Origin of the sequence: Shewanella sp. Pdp11 (assembly GCF_002838165.1) — a bacterium.
Taxonomy (GTDB): domain Bacteria; phylum Pseudomonadota; class Gammaproteobacteria; order Enterobacterales; family Shewanellaceae; genus Shewanella; species Shewanella hafniensis.
This window is the reverse complement of sequence record NZ_CP015194.1, coordinates 1,606,117-1,621,973: the sequence shown is the minus strand read 5'-3', so window position 1 is coordinate 1,621,973 and position 15,857 is coordinate 1,606,117. Positions and strand designations below refer to the sequence as shown.

Below are 15,857 nucleotides of genomic sequence, written 5' to 3'. Positions count from 1 at the left end.
GAATGCAAGAAATTAGCTTAACTCCCTCGGCGGCTAAACCTAGCCGCCTAGGTTGGTTCGACGATGTTCTCTTACTGGGCATTATGGCCGTATTAGCAGGTTGCGGCCTGATCTACGAATATCTTTTATCCCACTATGCGGGCCGCATTTTAGGCGCATTAGAAGCCGCCATTTACACCATGATAGGCTTAATGATTGTCTCCATGGGGCTAGGTGCCTTCGCCGCCCGTAAGATCCGTGATGCCTTTACCGGTTTTGTGATTTTAGAACTCACAGTCGCACTCTGTGGCTCACTCGCCATTTTAATCACAGCGGCAGTGATTGGTTTCGGCCAACAACTGCCCTTGATGATTGCCAACACCTTAGGTTTACCACCAGATCAACTGCCCGAAGGCGGCATGATAGGCTCGCTGCAAAAACTCAGCGAATACTTACCCTATGTGTGGGGCGTGTTACTGGGCTTGATGATAGGTATGGAGATCCCGCTGATTGCTAGGGTGCGCCAATCACTCTCTGACGAGCATTTGCTTCACAATGCGGGAACAATTTACGGCGCCGATTACATAGGCGCAGGCATAGGTGCCGCCATTTGGGTGGGCTTTATGCTTGCCATTGATATCCAACTCGCCGCCGCCTTAACAGCCAGTTTCAACCTGTTGGCGGGTTTTGTGTTTATCTGGCGCTTCTGGCCTAAAATCCGCCGCCCTAAACTGCTTTTGACTGGGCACTTTATCGTGACTGGCATTTTACTCGTGTTAGCCATCCACGGCCCACGCTGGGAGCAAGAATTTAATAATTTGCTGTATAAAGACAAAGTGGTTTACGCCAAGGCGACACGCTTCCAGCAGTTGACCTTCACCGAGCGACTGCGCGGTAACGGTCTGCCGCCCGTTTATGCGTTATACATCAATGGTCGCTTACAGTTTTCGAGCATAGACGAACACATCTACCATGCGTTTCTCGTGCATCCCACACTCGCCGCCAGTGCTCGCCATAACAAGGTGTTGATCATTGGCGGTGGCGATGGACTCGGTCTTAAGCAAGTGCTGCGCTGGGAGCCTGAGCAAGTGACGCTGCTCGATCTCGATGTAGGACTAGTGCAATTATTTAAGTCGCCCGATACGGATATGCCCGAGCGTTTGAGCCGCGCTATGTTGGCGCTCAATGGCAATGCGCTGAACGATCCCCGTGTTACTGTGATCAACGACGATGCCTTTAATGGCGTCGATAAGCTGATTGCCACAGGCGTGAAATACGATGCGATTATTGTGGACTTGCCCGATCCGAGCCATCCCGATCTTAATAAGCTGTATTCGGATTATTTCTACCGTAAATTAAAGGAACTTATGAGCAGTGATGGCGCTCTGACAGTACAGTCAACATCGCCTTATCATGCCCCTAAGGCCTTTATTTCGGTAGCAAAAACCTTGGCATTGGCGGGATTTGACGTCAAACAGTACCATCATAATGTGCCCAGTTTTGGCGAATGGGGCTGGAGTATAGCCACCGCAGGTGGGCTCGATGCACAACACAGACTAGCTAAGTTAACTGAGCTCCCCATCAAAGATGACTGGCTCACTTTAGGTTTAGTGGATGGCGCCTTTGAGTTTCCAGCCAATTTTTATCAAGATGCCGCCAAAATAAAACCCAATGAATTGGGTTCATTGCAGCTGTATCACTACCATTTGCAAGATTGGTCCGAGAATCAGGGACTGAATCTTTTTTAATAGGACAAGATAGTGCTTGACATATTATGTCTCAGTGCTATCTTTGAACACAGACATAATATGTCAATAAGGACAAATATGAATATCCATACCCTTGCCAATCACCTCAACAGTCTTGGCAATAATAGCCAAACCGGCTTTCAATTCGATTGTTATCCTATTGATGGCGAAGTCGAAGTACTGCAAGTGAATGTGGTTGGTCGTGAAGAAATACCGGTATTCGTATCGGTGACGGATAACCAGATTCTTTGCATCAGTTACCTGTGGGGCGAGAACGAAGTAAACCAAGAACGTCGCAGCGAAATGTTTGAAACCATGCTAGAACTCAACATTCCGATGCCCTTGTCAGCCTTTGCGAAAATTGATGACAAATACGTAGTTTACGGCGCGCTTTCACTGCAATCTAGCATGCTCGAAATCGAGCAAGAATTAGCAGTTTTATCCGATAACTGTTTAGAAGTTATCGATGAAATGGTCGACTATCTAAAATAAGGAGCCACAAAATGGGCATTCTGAATAAAATTTTAACAGCGTTTCGCGGTGGTGCCACCGAAGTTGGCCAAAGCATCGTTGACGCAAACTCAACGCGTATTTTCGAACAGGAAATTCGCGACGCCGAAAAACATTTAACCAACGCTAAGCGTGAACTGACCGATGTCATGGCGAAAGAAATGCAAGCCAGCCGTGAAATCGACCGCCTGAAACGCTCGATTGCCGAGCACGAAGGGTATGCGACTCAAGCATTGGACAAAGGTAATGAAGCCCTAGCAATTGAAGTCGCTGAAAAAATTGCCCAGCTCGATCAAGAGCTTGCTGAGCAGCAAACTGCCAACGATAGCTTTAGCGCCCATGCAGCACGTTTGAAAGACTTAGTGAAGAAAACCGAGCGTCAACTGTCTGATTATCAACGTCAGCTGAGCATGGTTAAAACCACTGAAAGCGTGCAAAAAGCCACGGCAACCATTACTGACTCGTTCGCGTCTAGCAACTCTAAGCTGCTGAACGCTAAAGATTCACTTGAGCGCATCAAGGCACGTCAGCAACAGTTTGACGACCGCCTGAAAGCGGCAGAAACCTTAGCCGATGAAAACAGTGACAAGTCACTGCAATCTAAGCTAGCCGAAGCCGGTATTGGTGAGCAAAAGTCGAATGCAAATGCAGTGCTAGACCGAATCAAAGCACGTAAAAGCTAAGCAATGATTGACCGAATGCCGAGTCTCAGTGGGATCATCACCCCCTACTGACCTCGGCATTTTTTTGTTTCATCCGCATAAAATAATTGACCACTATTGCCCGTTACGATCCGCAGCCAATCGATTTGAAGCCGCACGCGAGCATAGTCAGCAGGAGTCACTATGGGGTTTTTCAATAGTATTTTTGGTAAGAAAGCAGCGCCACAGCGCGAGCTCAATCACCCATCCCAGCTCAATGTGGGCGACATGATCTCAATTGATGACAGCTTTGCCCTGCCGCCACAACTTCGTGGTCAACAATTGAGGGTAGAAGCCGTACATACTTATGAGTCTGAACGTAATCAGCAAGCCGAATGGTTACTTAAAGGCCATGGTAGCGACACACTCTTTTTAAGCATCGAAGAAGACGACGAAACCTATCTCGCCTTCTCGATTAAAATTTCCCGCGCCCAAGTGGAACAATTATTCGATCTTGAGCAGTTCAGCGCCCTGTTCGATGAACCGGGTCATGCCGAGTTAACCACGAAAGAATTACCAGCCGACTTAACGGAAAAACTGCAACAATGGCTTGGAAAGCAATATCACCAAGTGACGTTTGCCGCTTTTGGCTATTTCCATCGTCAGGACTACCGCGGCCAAAGGCCACCACAAGACGCCAATGGCGCCACGGGTGAGCCCTTCGAGTACTATTTACTGCTCGATGACGATGAAAGCCGCGCCGTCGAAGTGGAAGTCTACGAAGGTGGCGATACAGATGTTGTCTTGACCTTATATCGCCCACTGACGGATATTCGGGAATACTGGCCAGCGAAATAAGCCAAAAATAAGATAAAGTGCGCGCTCGCACTTTATCGATAATCCCAATACAATCTCACAGATAAGCGCTAGAAACGGTTGATAGCAATAGGTAATACGCCATGAGTAAGACCAAACACCCTCTCCCCGAGCAATGGTTAAAGAACCAACAAGCCGCGAAAGCAACGCAAGTCGCCTTTGATCTCGATGAAAAATTTCAATACTCAATTCGTAAAGCCGCGTTAGATGCAGGAGTGAGCCCTTCGGATCAAATTCGCACGATTTTGGGCCTAAGCGTGTCGAAACGACCAACGCGTCCACGTCTTACTGTGTCACTCAATGCCGATGACTATGTACAACTGGCAGAAAAATATGGTTTAAGCGCCGATTCGCAGCTAGAAATTAAACGCCGAGTCCTCGACGATTTAGTTCACTTTGTAGATAAGAAATAACTCCCACAAACATTGCACAGGCTATTGAATATATAGCCTGTGCAATTAATTGACGAAATTCGATTTTATTGGCTTAGACAATTTACTCACAGCCTAAAGTCTTTTACTTTAGTTGAGACATTCGCCGCACTTAACAGGGATCATGTTTGGCATGACAGATAAAACCCCATGGTCACTTCGCACCCTTGGCAGCCCTTCTCCATTCGAAATGGCGATGATGTTGCTATCCTTGCTGTCGGTGATCATAGTGCTCGTCATGACCTTCGGCCGCCTCGATAGCGAAACTTACCGCTTACTCTTTTTCGTCGATACCAGCATTTGTATGATTTTCATGATCAACTTCTTTATTGGGTTGTTCAGAGCTCGCGATAAACGCTTTTTCATTAAACACCATTGGATTGATTTTATTGCCAGCATTCCGGCAATTGAAGCCCTGCGGATGGCACGCTTGTTCCAAATCCTGCGGGTAATCCGCCTGATCCGCATGAGTCGTTCACTGCTGCTTCCACTGATCAAACAACGTAAACAAGCGACCTTAGCCAGTTTGCTGGTCGCCATGGTGACGATTCTAACCTTAGCCTCTGTGATCATTTTGATCGTCGAGAGCGGCACCGAAGGCGCTAATATCCAAACCGCAGAACAAGCGATTTGGTGGGCGTTAGTCACTATCTCGACCGTCGGTTACGGCGATTATTATCCGGTGACGACAGCTGGCCATATCATAGGCGGTATTGTGATTGTCAGCGGCGTGAGCTTTTTTGGGGTGATTTCAGGTTATATGGCGTCGGTATTTGTCGCACCCGATGAAACTGAGCGACAGGAGCGCCAAGAGGCCCATAAAGCCGAAATAAAGTCAGAACTCGAATTAGCCTTAGCGAGAATGGAAGAAAACCAGCAAAAGATGGAACAGAACCAAGCGCAAATGCTCGCAAAAATTGCAGAGCTGAAGCAAGTTATCGAAAACAGAAACAACTGATTTAGCGAATAATTGGCTAATAATAAAAAGGGCTCAATCCAATATGAATTGAGCCCTTAGCATTATAGGGCCGAGTTAGGAACAGTGCTGCGCCAGTCAACGGCTTAGCATCAGTTCAACGTTATAAACATAACCCTACCAATAGGCCTGTTGTTGCATCGCATTACGGCGTGTCGACTCCATGGCAAATAACAAACTTTGCTGTTTATCTTCCAGCCATTCATTTAAATCAATATCCAACGCTCGGCTCGCATCCTGCACCGCGCGGTAGCAGGCTAAGGTTTTAATCCCGAGCACCAGATCTTGCCAAGGTGCACGAAATGCATCCCGTGATTTCGCCTCATACAAACTGCCATAGGCATGACCGACTAAGATACTCTCATCAAGCACTGCAGCTACTTGCAGGTAATTTGCACTGGTCATGACACTATTGAGTGGCATGACATCAAGGATTGCCACCCAAGAGGCTTGCTGAGCGCGGTCGGCATGCTGGCGTAAGCTAGGCTGATGGCTGATGTCCACTTCACCTGCACTGATCTTAAGCAATAGTTCAACTATCGCCAGCTGTAATTGACCATATTCAGTTTGTTGCCACAGGGAGAGTAAACGTCCCTTCAGATTCATCTCTGTCAGTTGCACCATAAGGCGCGCGTTAACTTGAGCATGTTGACCAAGCTTTGCGAACAAGCCCCTTTGGCTTCCAAGCAAGGCAGTCAGCGCTTGTGCTTGCTCGATAAAATCGAGCTGTTTTTCAATCGACATGAATTGACTAGAGAGTTTCACATTCAATAACTTGAACTGACTTAAGGTCATACGCAGCAAACGAATACAGGCACGCATTCGCCACCACAGTGCCACACAGGCTTCGGGTTCGCTTTCCTCTGCAATCATGCTTTCTAATAATTGCCAACGCTCAAGCGCGGTTTCAAGCAGGATTTGGCAGTTTGCACTTAAATCCAGTGAAGAATCGTGTGATTCTGCCAGTGGCAGAAATTCCAATGCGTTTAAATCGAGCGGCTTAGCCTTGCCCGCCAATCGATAGCCCCGCTGTGCTTTACTGGCTTTACCTAACCGCACAGGCACCACGCTCGCCACTTGCATCGCCAGCTTAAGTAGCGCTTCGGTATCGCCACTGAGGAGTTCAAACTCAAGCTCACACAGCGCTTCTTGCTGACCATTGGCGGTGATTTCACCTATGTCTAACGCCACTTCAACCACGCTATTATCAATCTGAACATGCCAAGCGCGGCGATAAAAATCGGTGTGAAATATACAAGTCAACTGGGCTTGAGTGGCCGCTAAATCGGCATCGGCGGGCCAAATACTGGCTGGGAATAGACTTAAATCTGGGCTATCGGCTTGGATAGTCACATTATATTCGGGCCGCGAATGAATGCCGCCCACGACTTGTCCTGCGGTTTTTATGGTCTGCTCCCTGTGCGCATCGTAACCGCGCACCCGCAAACCCATGTCCCACTGACGCAGTTGTAAGTCAGGGGTGTCGAAATAACCATTCGCCAAACGACGTTTACCTTGAGGTACGGCATTGTCGAGACTATCTAACTTATTTATCAGGGATTCTTGATATATCGGCAGGAAAAACAGTTTTAATTCAATCTCAGCATTCATTGCGTTACCGCTCATTTTGTCATCAAACATTCATTGATGCGTCATCTTTAGTTCATAATGTCACAAATGTGTCATAAAAATCCCGTAGGATTTGGTTTTGCAGTTGGTATATAACCCGTTAGAATAAAGCTGTCGTTTTTTCTGAAAAAACACAGTTTCAATACGCGGACGCATAGGTTAACATGCGCCCGCTTTTTCCAATAATGGAACAATCTAAATAGGTAAACGGCAATGCCAGTAAACTCTATTTTGGGCGTGTTTGCAAAATCGCCAATTAAGCCTCTTCAAGAGCACATGGACAAAGTACACGATTGCGCATCGTTACTCGTCCCCTTTTTCGAAGCCACTATCACAGGTAACTGGGACAGTGCAGTTCAATTACGTAAGCAAATTAGTTTAGCCGAGAAGCAAGCAGATTCACTGAAGCGTGAAATCCGCCTGACTCTGCCAAGCGGTTTGTTTATGCCAGTAGAACGTACAGATTTATTGGAACTTTTAACTCAACAAGACAAGATTGCCAACAAAGCAAAAGATATTTCTGGTCGTGTTATCGGCCGTCAGCTGTTAATCCCTCAGGTCATGCAAGTCCCTTTTATTGCTTATCTACAACGCTGTATCGATGCGGTAGCACTAGCAAAACAAGTCATTAATGAACTCGAAGATCTGTTAGAAACAGGTTTCCGTGGTCGTGAAGTCGACTTAGTGGCAAAAATGATCAACGAACTCGATATCATCGAAGAAGATACTGACGATCTACAAATTCAGTTACGCCGTCAGTTATTCGCCATGGAATCTGAATTGAATCCTGTCGATGTGATGTTCCTCTACAAAACGATTGAATGGGTCGGTGGTCTTGCAGATCTTGCCGAACGCGTCGGTTCACGTCTTGAGCTTATGCTGGCTCGCGTTTAACAAATAAGGTTATCAAGGTATCAATATGGTTGATGCAGGTATTGAGGTGGCTAACGTCTTAGTCACCAATGGCCCGTGGCTTATTGCCGTTGCGGCTGCATTTGGTTTTCTCATGGCATGGGGTATTGGCGCCAATGACGTTGCCAATGCGATGGGAACCTCTGTAGGTTCAAACGCAATTACGATCAAACAAGCGATTATTATCGCGATGATCTTTGAGTTTGCGGGCGCATATTTAGCCGGTGGCGAAGTCACCAGCACGATCCGTAATGGGATCATTGATTCAAGCTACTTTACAAACACCCCAGAATTGCTGGTTTACGGCATGATAGGTTCGCTTTTAGCGGCAGGTATTTGGCTAGTGGTTGCGTCAGCTTTAGGTTGGCCAGTATCAACAACCCACTCTATCGTCGGTGCCATCATAGGTTTCGCGGCAGTCGGTGTCGGTACTGAATCGGTCGAATGGGGTAAAGTAGGCGGTATCGTAGGTTCTTGGGTGATTACCCCTGCAATCTCAGGCTTTATGGCTTTTATCATATTCCAAAGCGTACAAAAGCTTATTTTCAACACTGACGACCCATTGAGCAATGCTAAGCGTTATGTGCCTTTCTATATGGCATTCGCTGGCTTTATCATGTCATTAGTGACCATTCTTAAGGGCTTATCCCATGTGGGTATTCACTTAAGTGGCGCAGAAGCTTACCTGTTAGCGGGCGCTATCGCAGTTGTGGTGGGTTTATTTGGTAAAGTGGCCATTTCACGTTTACAAATGAGCGATAAAAACGACCGTCAAACCCAGTTCAAAAACGTTGAAAAAGTGTTTGCGATCTTAATGGTACTGACGGCCTGTTGTATGGCTTTCGCCCATGGCTCAAACGACGTTGCCAACGCGATTGGTCCTTTAGCAGCGGTGGTTTCTGTCGTTAACAGCGGCGGTGAAATTGCATCAAAATCACCATTAGTCTGGTGGATTCTACCTTTAGGTGCCGTAGGTATTGTAATGGGTCTGGCGATTTTTGGTCAGCGCGTGATGCAAACCATCGGTAAAAACATCACTCACCTGACGCCAAGTCGTGGTTTTGCGGCTGAATTAGCAGCGGCTTCGACAGTGGTTATCGCATCGGGCACAGGCTTACCTATCTCTACCACACAAACCTTAGTGGGTGCGGTATTAGGTGTGGGTATGGCCCGTGGTATCGCAGCGATTAACATCGGTGTAGTGCGTAATATCGTTGTGTCTTGGGTTGTGACCCTACCTGCAGGCGCAGGCCTATCAATCATCTTCTTCTACATGATTAAAGGTATCTTTAATTAAGAAGTTTCGCTAAATAAGTTGCTGAAGTTAAGCAGCATTAGCGCCTAGGACTAGAAGGTCATAGGAAAGATTGAGTGAAAAGGGAATGGTCATAGCATGGATGCAGTAAAGTTGAGGGAAGTCTATGACTTCCCTCTTGCATTACAGGCCTCAAATCCCTAGCATGTGCAGACTATTTCGTTGATGAGAATACAAAAGTGTTTAGACTCCTGACTCTGGTAGGAATGATGTTACTGTCTTCCAACCTGCTGGCCGAAGGCCAATCCCGTTACATCTCGGATAACGTGTTTCTTTATCTTTTAGGTGGCCCTGGTACTGAGTTTCGAATTCTTGGCTCGATTGAAGCCGGTCAACCTGTGACACTGCTCAACGAAACCCAAGGTGATTACTCTAAAATCATCGACCATAAAGGCCGTGAAGGTTGGGTACAAACTAACTTAATCAGCTCGACTCAGAGTTTCCGCGAACAAGTGCCAGCGTTAACCACTGAGCTTACACAAGCTAAAGCTAAGCTAGCGGAAGTATTAAGTTCGACAGATAACCACGCCGACGAAGTTGCCGAACTGAAGGCTAAGCTAAGCGAGTTAGAAACAAACCTAGCCAAAACCACTCAAGAGCGTGATCAACTGAAGAATGCTGTAGATCGCACCGCCCAAGACGAGCGTTTTGAGCTTTGGCGTCAAGGTGGATTAATCGCAGGTTTAGGTTTAATCCTAGGCATTATTTTAGTGTATTTACCCAGACCACAACGTCGCAGTAAAAAACGTTGGATGTGAGTCTGACACACAAAAAGTCTTAATTTACCTTCCAAAAGCCAGTGTTTTCAAACACTGGCTTTTTGTCAATCATGCGTTACATCTACTTATTAACAAGCCAATCAAACAAGCTTCACAATCTTTCACGCTATAGTGTTGTCCGTCACATTTTGGTTGTATAATCGGCGCGCGCAAACCTTCATATTGTATACAAAATATCAAATGCGTTTGGCGCCTCCCAATTTGTTTCAACAATAGCGCCCCAATAACGGCCAAGATGGAAGCGATAACTATGTTCAAAGCGAGTGAAGTGCTGGCAGGCCGCTACGATTCTGCCAATCTCGACGAACTGTTCAAAGCGATCAGCGACAACTACATTGTCGATGAAGAACAATACTTGTCAGAGTTGATCCAACTAGTTCCCTCCAGTGATGAAGCCATAGCGCGCGTCACTCGTCGTGCCCACGAACTGGTTAACAAGGTTCGTCAATTCGATAAAAAAGGTTTGATGGTTGGCATAGATGCCTTCCTGCAACAGTACAGCTTAGAAACACAGGAAGGCATTATCCTGATGTGTTTAGCCGAAGCGCTACTGCGTATTCCCGATGCGGCCACTGCCGATGCACTGATTGAAGATAAGCTTTCAGGCGCTAAGTGGGATGAGCACATGAGTAAGAGTGACTCTGTACTCGTTAACGCATCGACCTGGGGCCTTATGCTCACGGGTAAAATTGTTAAGCTCGATAAAAAAATCGATGGCACCCCAAGCAACTTACTGAGCCGCTTAGTTAATCGTCTCGGCGAGCCAGTGATCCGCCAAGCCATGATGGCCGCGATGAAGATCATGGGTAAGCAGTTCGTGCTGGGCCGCAACATGAAAGAAGCCCTGAAGAACAGCGAAGACAAGCGTAAGTTAGGCTATACCCATTCCTACGACATGCTGGGCGAAGCGGCGTTAACGCGTAAAGATGCTGAGAAATACTATACCGATTACGCCAATGCGATCACTGAGCTCGGTGCTCAAAGCTATAACGAAAATGAATCACCGCGCCCAACGATTTCAATCAAGCTATCGGCATTGCACCCACGTTACGAAGTGGCCAATGAAGACCGCGTTTTAACTGAACTGTACGACACAGTTATCCGCCTGATTACACTGGCTCGCGGCTTAAATATCGGTATTTCTATCGATGCTGAAGAAGTCGATCGCCTCGAGTTGTCACTGAAACTGTTCCAAAAACTATTTAATTCAGAAGCGGCAAAAGGCTGGGGATTACTCGGCATTGTGGTCCAAGCTTACTCTAAGCGTGCCCTGCCCGTACTGGTTTGGTTAACGCGTCTTGCCAAAGAGCAAGGGGATGAAATCCCCTTACGTCTGGTAAAAGGCGCCTATTGGGATAGCGAACTGAAATGGGCCCAACAAGCTGGCGAAGCCGCTTACCCACTTTACACTCGCAAAGCCGGTACTGACGTTTCTTACCTCGCCTGCGCCCGCTACTTGTTATCGGATGCGACTCGCGGCGCTATCTACCCACAATTTGCTAGCCACAATGCGCAAACTGTAGCGGCGATTTCCGATATGGCGGGCGATCGTCACCATGAATTCCAACGCTTACACGGCATGGGACAAGAGCTGTACGACACTATTCTGTCGGAAGCTGGCGCCAAATCGGTACGTATTTATGCGCCTATCGGTGCCCATAAGGATCTGCTGCCCTACTTAGTCCGTCGTCTGCTGGAAAACGGCGCTAACACGTCGTTCGTCCATAAGCTTGTCGATCCTAAAACCCCCATCGAGTCATTAGTGGTGCATCCGCTAAAAACGCTGACGGGCTATAAAACCCTGGCTAACAACAAAATCGTATTACCTGCCGATATTTTCGGTAGCGAACGCAAAAATTCCAAGGGACTCAATATGAACATCATTTCCGAATCTGAGCCGTTTTTCGCAGCTTTAGAACAATTTAAAAATACCCAATGGCAAGCGGGTCCTCTGGTTAACGGTAAAACTTTAACTGGCGAACACAAAACAGTTGTTAGCCCATTCGATACCACTCAAACTGTGGGTCAAGTGGCCTTTGCCGATGACGCAGCCATAGAACAAGCACTAGCATCCGCCGAAGCGGCATTTACCTCTTGGGCACGTACGCCAGTAGAAACCCGTGCCTCTGCACTACAAAAGTTAGCCGATTTATTAGAAGAAAACCGCGAAGAATTGATCGCCCTGTGCACCCGTGAAGCGGGCAAGAGCATTCAAGACGGTATCGACGAAGTACGTGAAGCCGTTGATTTCTGTCGTTACTACGCAGTACAAGCCAAGAAGATGATGGCGAAGCCTGAACTGCTTCCTGGCCCAACGGGAGAGCTGAACGAACTGTTCCTCCAAGGCCGCGGTGTGTTCGTGTGTATCAGCCCATGGAACTTCCCATTGGCCATCTTCCTCGGTCAAGTCTCTGCGGCATTAGCGGCGGGTAACACAGTTATCGCAAAACCCGCGGAGCAAACCTCGATTATTGGTTACCGTGCGGTGCAACTCGCTCACCAAGCGGGTATTCCTGTCGAAGTGCTGCAATTCCTACCGGGTACTGGTGCGACTGTGGGTAGCGCAATTACGGCCGATGAACGTATCGGTGGCGTGTGCTTTACCGGTTCAACTGGCACAGCAAAACTGATTAACCGCACACTCGCCAACCGCGAAGGCGCGATTATTCCATTAATCGCCGAAACGGGCGGCCAAAATGCCATGGTGGTGGACTCAACCTCACAACCTGAGCAAGTGGTTAATGATGTGGTTTCATCGTCATTCACTAGCGCAGGTCAACGCTGCTCCGCATTGCGCGTGCTCTTCCTGCAAGAAGACATCGCCGATCGCGTGATCGAAGTGCTGCAAGGCGCGATGGATGAGTTGGTGATTGGCAACCCAAGTTCAGTGAAAACCGACGTAGGCCCAGTGATTGATGCTACCGCCAAAGCCAACTTAGATGCGCACATCGACCACATCAAGCAAGTCGGTAAGCTTATTAAGCAAATGCCGCTTCCTACTGGCACTGAGAACGGTCACTTTGTGACGCCAACGGCGGTTGAAATCGATTCGATTAAAGTGCTTGAGAAAGAACACTTTGGCCCAATCCTGCACATTATCCGCTACAAGGCATCTGAACTTGCCCACGTGATCAACGAGATCAACAGCACAGGCTTTGGTTTAACCTTAGGTATCCACAGCCGTAACGAAGGCCATGCCCTTGAAGTCGCGGATAAAGTGAACGTAGGTAACGTGTACATCAACCGTAACCAAATCGGCGCAGTGGTTGGCGTTCAGCCTTTCGGCGGTCAAGGTCTATCTGGCACTGGTCCTAAAGCCGGCGGCCCACACTACTTAACCCGTTTTGTGACTGAAAAGACTCGCACCAACAACATCACCGCTATCGGTGGTAATGCGACCCTGTTGTCACTGGGTGATAGCGAAGAATAAGCTCTCTTACCTATGAGAGTTGAACAAAAGCCAGACTGAGTCTGGCTTTTTTTATTCGGCTTTGTCTCGTCTGAAAATCAAATATGAGGCTGTGAAGTCATAGCCTCATCTTAATAAACTAAATAAGCCATTTTTTGAAATAACAATATAACTCTACAATTACACACACTAAAAGCCAGACCGAGTCTGGCTTTTATATTACATATCCGTCATTAAGACAGGTTGACCAAAACCTTTGAGTTCAGCATGGGAGGACTCAAAATACTGCTGCCAAAACTGTTTTAATGGCAACATCACTTGGCCGCCTCTAAATCCTTTTGACGTTGCAGGTACCCAACCCGCACCTAATACATAAATATCTGCCTGCTTAAAGTCACTCAGCATATTTGCGTTTTGGATTTTCAGCATTTCTTGCTCAGGCTCGATGACTTTTAAGGTATTTTTACTGTAAAAACTAGTCACGTCTGAATTCTCAACCATATCAGACACCAGTAACAATACCCGACGTCCTTCGGTATCAGCAGCCACTTGCGGCGCAATAACCTGCGATAAATTGCTGAGGATTTCAGTTTTAGGCAAATCCACATCATTAGGTTTAAAGGCATGTTTTATATGGGCATCAATCTTACTTCTAACGAACTGGGCCTGTTTATTCATGCAGCTATCAAAGGTCATTAGGTTTTTCTTCGATACATCATCTCTGTCAGCAATATCAGTATCCAATCTACCGCTAAACAAGACATCGGTATAAAAATCTTTCACATAAGCACTAAAGCTGATGATAGTGATCTTATCCCCAGGCTGAAGAAAGAGATGCACCTTCTCATGAACTAGCTTCTTAATATTAATATCTGGTGAGAAAGTTCCATCAATCGCCACAAACAAGTGTCGACTAGATACATTCGTCGCTGTCAGTGGGTCAATTTTTGCAAATTCGTAGCAACTTTTAATGTCATTTCTCTCGGCAGCTACGGTACGCAGACACATAGACATAGCCAGTATGCCAAACATTCCTGTAAGCACTAACTTAGCGAGCTTTGTCATTTCAGGCATTAACTTAACTCTCCAAGCATCTCTTTGCGTAAACGATCGCGCATCTGCTCTTCAGTTTCGACAGGCTTTTTCTGCTGAGCGATTTCAGCAAGCAATTCTTGTCGAATACGCTGTTCAGCTTGTTCTGGCGTTTCGGTTTCAGCGGCCTTTTTAGCGTTCGCTTCTGCCACAAGCTCTGCTTTCAATCTTGCTTCCATCGCTTCTACTGCTTCAGGAGCCTCTACTGCCTCAACAGCATTCGTCGTTGCGACTACAGGTGTACTCTTCATCGCCTGATGACTAGCTAACGTTTGATGCTCGCGTAAACGTACAGATTGATCATATCGGCTTTCTGCATTACCTAAATCTTCCATATACGTCAGGAATGAACGATCACCACATGCCTCCAATACCTCTAAAACCTTAGGATCTTGGCAATTAGTTTCGGCTTTTTGATTCATTCTTTGCTGCAAGTTAGTTAAGCGTTTCTGGGCCACGCGCGCGACTTGTTGCTTTAAACGAGAATAGTGTGTCTTAAACTCGCGCTCACTTTTAAAGTTACCAATTTCTTTACGGGCATCTTTAGAATGTTTGCCAGCAAATCCCGTTTTAAAACCGATTAAAATACCGAAAATTTGCAATAAAATGAACAGGAAGGCAAGAAATATAAAAGTCCCCCAACCGCCTTTCTGCTCACGCTCCCATATGTCAGTATCGGTTTTAGCATCGGCACTTTTAGACTCTTCCACTAAGAATGCAGGCGGAGCTTCGGCATAAGGGTCTTGCTCTTGATAAAGCCCACTATTTTGCTGGATATTAACTTCGTCAATATGCATCTTTTCAAGTACTTGACCACGTACATAGGTTGCCAATACAGCAATCACTAAAATCGCAATAGCAGTAATTGTTGTAATGAAATAGCGAGGCTTAACTTCAGCATTAGTAGAAATCCGATTAATGACTTGCTTATATTGCGGTTCATCATCATCTTCAAAGGTTTTATCTAAATTAATACGAGTATTAGGCGCTAACTCTGGTGTAGTCTTATCGCGGTTTTTAGCATTTTTCCACCATACTTTGGCCTTTTTAATAAGCGAGTTCGCATGCAGCTCGTGCCCAGTAAAGTGAGTCAAACCAACCAGTAAAACCGAAATGATAAAGGCAATACCCACGGCACCTTGTTGCTGGAGTTTTTCCGATGCACCAGGGATGGTAAAGCCAGAAAGTACATAACTGAATCCCATAGCCTCTACAAAAACTAAAGCTGCAATCAATATCCAACCAAAAATATGTAAGTTGTTACGGCCGTTTTCAGTCACTTTGCCTAAATAATCTTGGCTTTTACTGAAAAGCTCTTCATCCTTATTCACTTTCTCATAATGAGCAGCAAAATCTGTACAAAGTGCGACTTCTGTATTTAACCAGTCCTTGTCGTAGATCTTAACTTGTGTTTCATAATCTTTCGCTAAGCGACTTTCCTTGCCGATTAATGGAAAGGCATACCAGGTATTAAGCCACCAAAAACTGACTTTATCCCACCAAACCATAATCACGACCACAAGAACCATCAACGAAAGTAACAGCGACACTAGCGCGCGA

The 15,857-nt window shown here is 46.5% G+C and carries 13 protein-coding genes; 10 read left to right on the top strand and 3 right to left on the bottom strand.

The window, feature by feature from the left end:
• Window positions 1-2: 2 nt before the first annotated feature.
• The 6 genes from AYJ58_RS07210 (at window position 3) to AYJ58_RS07185 (ending at window position 5,143) form a co-directional block, all read left to right on the top strand.
• On the top strand, window positions 3-1,727 hold the full coding sequence (locus AYJ58_RS07210) for a polyamine aminopropyltransferase (protein WP_106649570.1): 1,725 nt from the start codon (window positions 3-5) through the stop codon (window positions 1,725-1,727).
• A 78-nt stretch (window positions 1,728-1,805) separates the two neighbouring features.
• Window positions 1,806-2,219, top strand: coding sequence for a YjfI family protein (locus AYJ58_RS07205; protein ID WP_007645549.1), 414 nt, complete (start codon window positions 1,806-1,808; stop codon window positions 2,217-2,219).
• Window positions 2,220-2,230: 11 nt separating this feature from the next.
• Window positions 2,231-2,920, top strand: coding sequence for a PspA/IM30 family protein (locus AYJ58_RS07200; RefSeq protein ID WP_106649569.1), 690 nt, complete (start codon window positions 2,231-2,233; stop codon window positions 2,918-2,920).
• Between the two features lie 162 nt (window positions 2,921-3,082).
• Window positions 3,083-3,736, top strand: a complete 654-nt coding sequence (locus tag AYJ58_RS07195) for a hypothetical protein (protein ID WP_106649568.1) — start codon at window positions 3,083-3,085, stop codon at window positions 3,734-3,736.
• Between the two features lie 101 nt (window positions 3,737-3,837).
• Window positions 3,838-4,167 carry a hypothetical protein gene (locus AYJ58_RS07190; RefSeq protein ID WP_106649567.1) on the top strand — a complete coding sequence of 110 codons (330 nt, stop codon included), beginning with the start codon at window positions 3,838-3,840 and terminating at the stop codon, window positions 4,165-4,167.
• A 151-nt stretch (window positions 4,168-4,318) separates the two neighbouring features.
• Complete coding sequence (locus AYJ58_RS07185) at window positions 4,319-5,143, top strand: ion transporter (protein ID WP_106651766.1); 825 nt, start codon at window positions 4,319-4,321, stop codon at window positions 5,141-5,143.
• A 135-nt stretch (window positions 5,144-5,278) separates the two neighbouring features.
• Here the strand turns inward: AYJ58_RS07185 and AYJ58_RS07180 are convergent, their stop codons facing one another.
• A complete protein-coding gene (locus AYJ58_RS07180; RefSeq protein WP_106651765.1) occupies window positions 5,279-6,772 on the bottom strand; it encodes a CYTH domain-containing protein in 1,494 nt (497 codons plus the stop codon).
• Window positions 6,773-7,003: 231 nt separating this feature from the next.
• Here AYJ58_RS07180 and AYJ58_RS07175 point away from each other — a divergent pair, with 231 nt between their 5' ends.
• The 4 genes from AYJ58_RS07175 to putA all read left to right on the top strand — a co-directional run bounded on the left by AYJ58_RS07175 (window position 7,004) and on the right by putA (window position 13,226).
• Window positions 7,004-7,684: a TIGR00153 family protein gene (locus AYJ58_RS07175; RefSeq protein ID WP_105251552.1), complete on the top strand. Its 681-nt coding sequence runs from the start codon at window positions 7,004-7,006 to the stop codon at window positions 7,682-7,684.
• 25 nt (window positions 7,685-7,709) lie between these two features.
• Window positions 7,710-8,999, top strand: a complete 1,290-nt coding sequence (locus AYJ58_RS07170) for an inorganic phosphate transporter (protein ID WP_106649566.1) — start codon at window positions 7,710-7,712, stop codon at window positions 8,997-8,999.
• A 227-nt stretch (window positions 9,000-9,226) separates the two neighbouring features.
• Window positions 9,227-9,775, top strand: coding sequence for a TIGR04211 family SH3 domain-containing protein (locus tag AYJ58_RS07165; RefSeq protein WP_063883822.1), 549 nt, complete (start codon window positions 9,227-9,229; stop codon window positions 9,773-9,775).
• Between the two features lie 256 nt (window positions 9,776-10,031).
• On the top strand, window positions 10,032-13,226 hold the full coding sequence (putA, locus tag AYJ58_RS07160) for a bifunctional proline dehydrogenase/L-glutamate gamma-semialdehyde dehydrogenase PutA (RefSeq protein WP_198555617.1): 3,195 nt from the start codon (window positions 10,032-10,034) through the stop codon (window positions 13,224-13,226).
• A gap of 198 nt (window positions 13,227-13,424) precedes the next feature.
• Here the strand turns inward: putA and AYJ58_RS07155 are convergent, their stop codons facing one another.
• Window positions 13,425-14,279: a hypothetical protein gene (locus AYJ58_RS07155; protein ID WP_106649563.1), complete on the bottom strand. Its 855-nt coding sequence runs from the start codon at window positions 14,277-14,279 to the stop codon at window positions 13,425-13,427.
• Window positions 14,279-15,847: a hypothetical protein gene (locus tag AYJ58_RS07150; protein WP_157825769.1), complete on the bottom strand. Its 1,569-nt coding sequence runs from the start codon at window positions 15,845-15,847 to the stop codon at window positions 14,279-14,281. The genes AYJ58_RS07155 and AYJ58_RS07150 overlap by 1 nt, the downstream gene beginning before the upstream one ends.
• Window positions 15,848-15,857 lie beyond the last annotated feature (10 nt).

What these genes read in the sequence shown, in the direction of transcription:
- AYJ58_RS07210 (WP_106649570.1), top strand. Translation starts at nt 3, where the DNA reads ATGCAAGAAATTAGCTTAACTCCCTCGGCGGCTAAACCTAGCCGCCTA.
- AYJ58_RS07205 (WP_007645549.1), top strand. Translation starts at nt 1,806, where the DNA reads ATGAATATCCATACCCTTGCCAATCACCTCAACAGTCTTGGCAATAAT.
- AYJ58_RS07200 (WP_106649569.1), top strand. Translation starts at nt 2,231, where the DNA reads ATGGGCATTCTGAATAAAATTTTAACAGCGTTTCGCGGTGGTGCCACC.
- AYJ58_RS07195 (WP_106649568.1), top strand. Translation starts at nt 3,083, where the DNA reads ATGGGGTTTTTCAATAGTATTTTTGGTAAGAAAGCAGCGCCACAGCGC.
- AYJ58_RS07190 (WP_106649567.1), top strand. Translation starts at nt 3,838, where the DNA reads ATGAGTAAGACCAAACACCCTCTCCCCGAGCAATGGTTAAAGAACCAA.
- AYJ58_RS07185 (WP_106651766.1), top strand. Translation starts at nt 4,319, where the DNA reads ATGACAGATAAAACCCCATGGTCACTTCGCACCCTTGGCAGCCCTTCT.
- AYJ58_RS07180 (WP_106651765.1), bottom strand. Translation starts at nt 6,772, where the DNA reads ATGAATGCTGAGATTGAATTAAAACTGTTTTTCCTGCCGATATATCAA.
- AYJ58_RS07175 (WP_105251552.1), top strand. Translation starts at nt 7,004, where the DNA reads ATGCCAGTAAACTCTATTTTGGGCGTGTTTGCAAAATCGCCAATTAAG.
- AYJ58_RS07170 (WP_106649566.1), top strand. Translation starts at nt 7,710, where the DNA reads ATGGTTGATGCAGGTATTGAGGTGGCTAACGTCTTAGTCACCAATGGC.
- AYJ58_RS07165 (WP_063883822.1), top strand. Translation starts at nt 9,227, where the DNA reads ATGTTACTGTCTTCCAACCTGCTGGCCGAAGGCCAATCCCGTTACATC.
- putA (WP_198555617.1), top strand. Translation starts at nt 10,032, where the DNA reads ATGGAAGCGATAACTATGTTCAAAGCGAGTGAAGTGCTGGCAGGCCGC.
- AYJ58_RS07155 (WP_106649563.1), bottom strand. Translation starts at nt 14,279, where the DNA reads ATGCCTGAAATGACAAAGCTCGCTAAGTTAGTGCTTACAGGAATGTTT.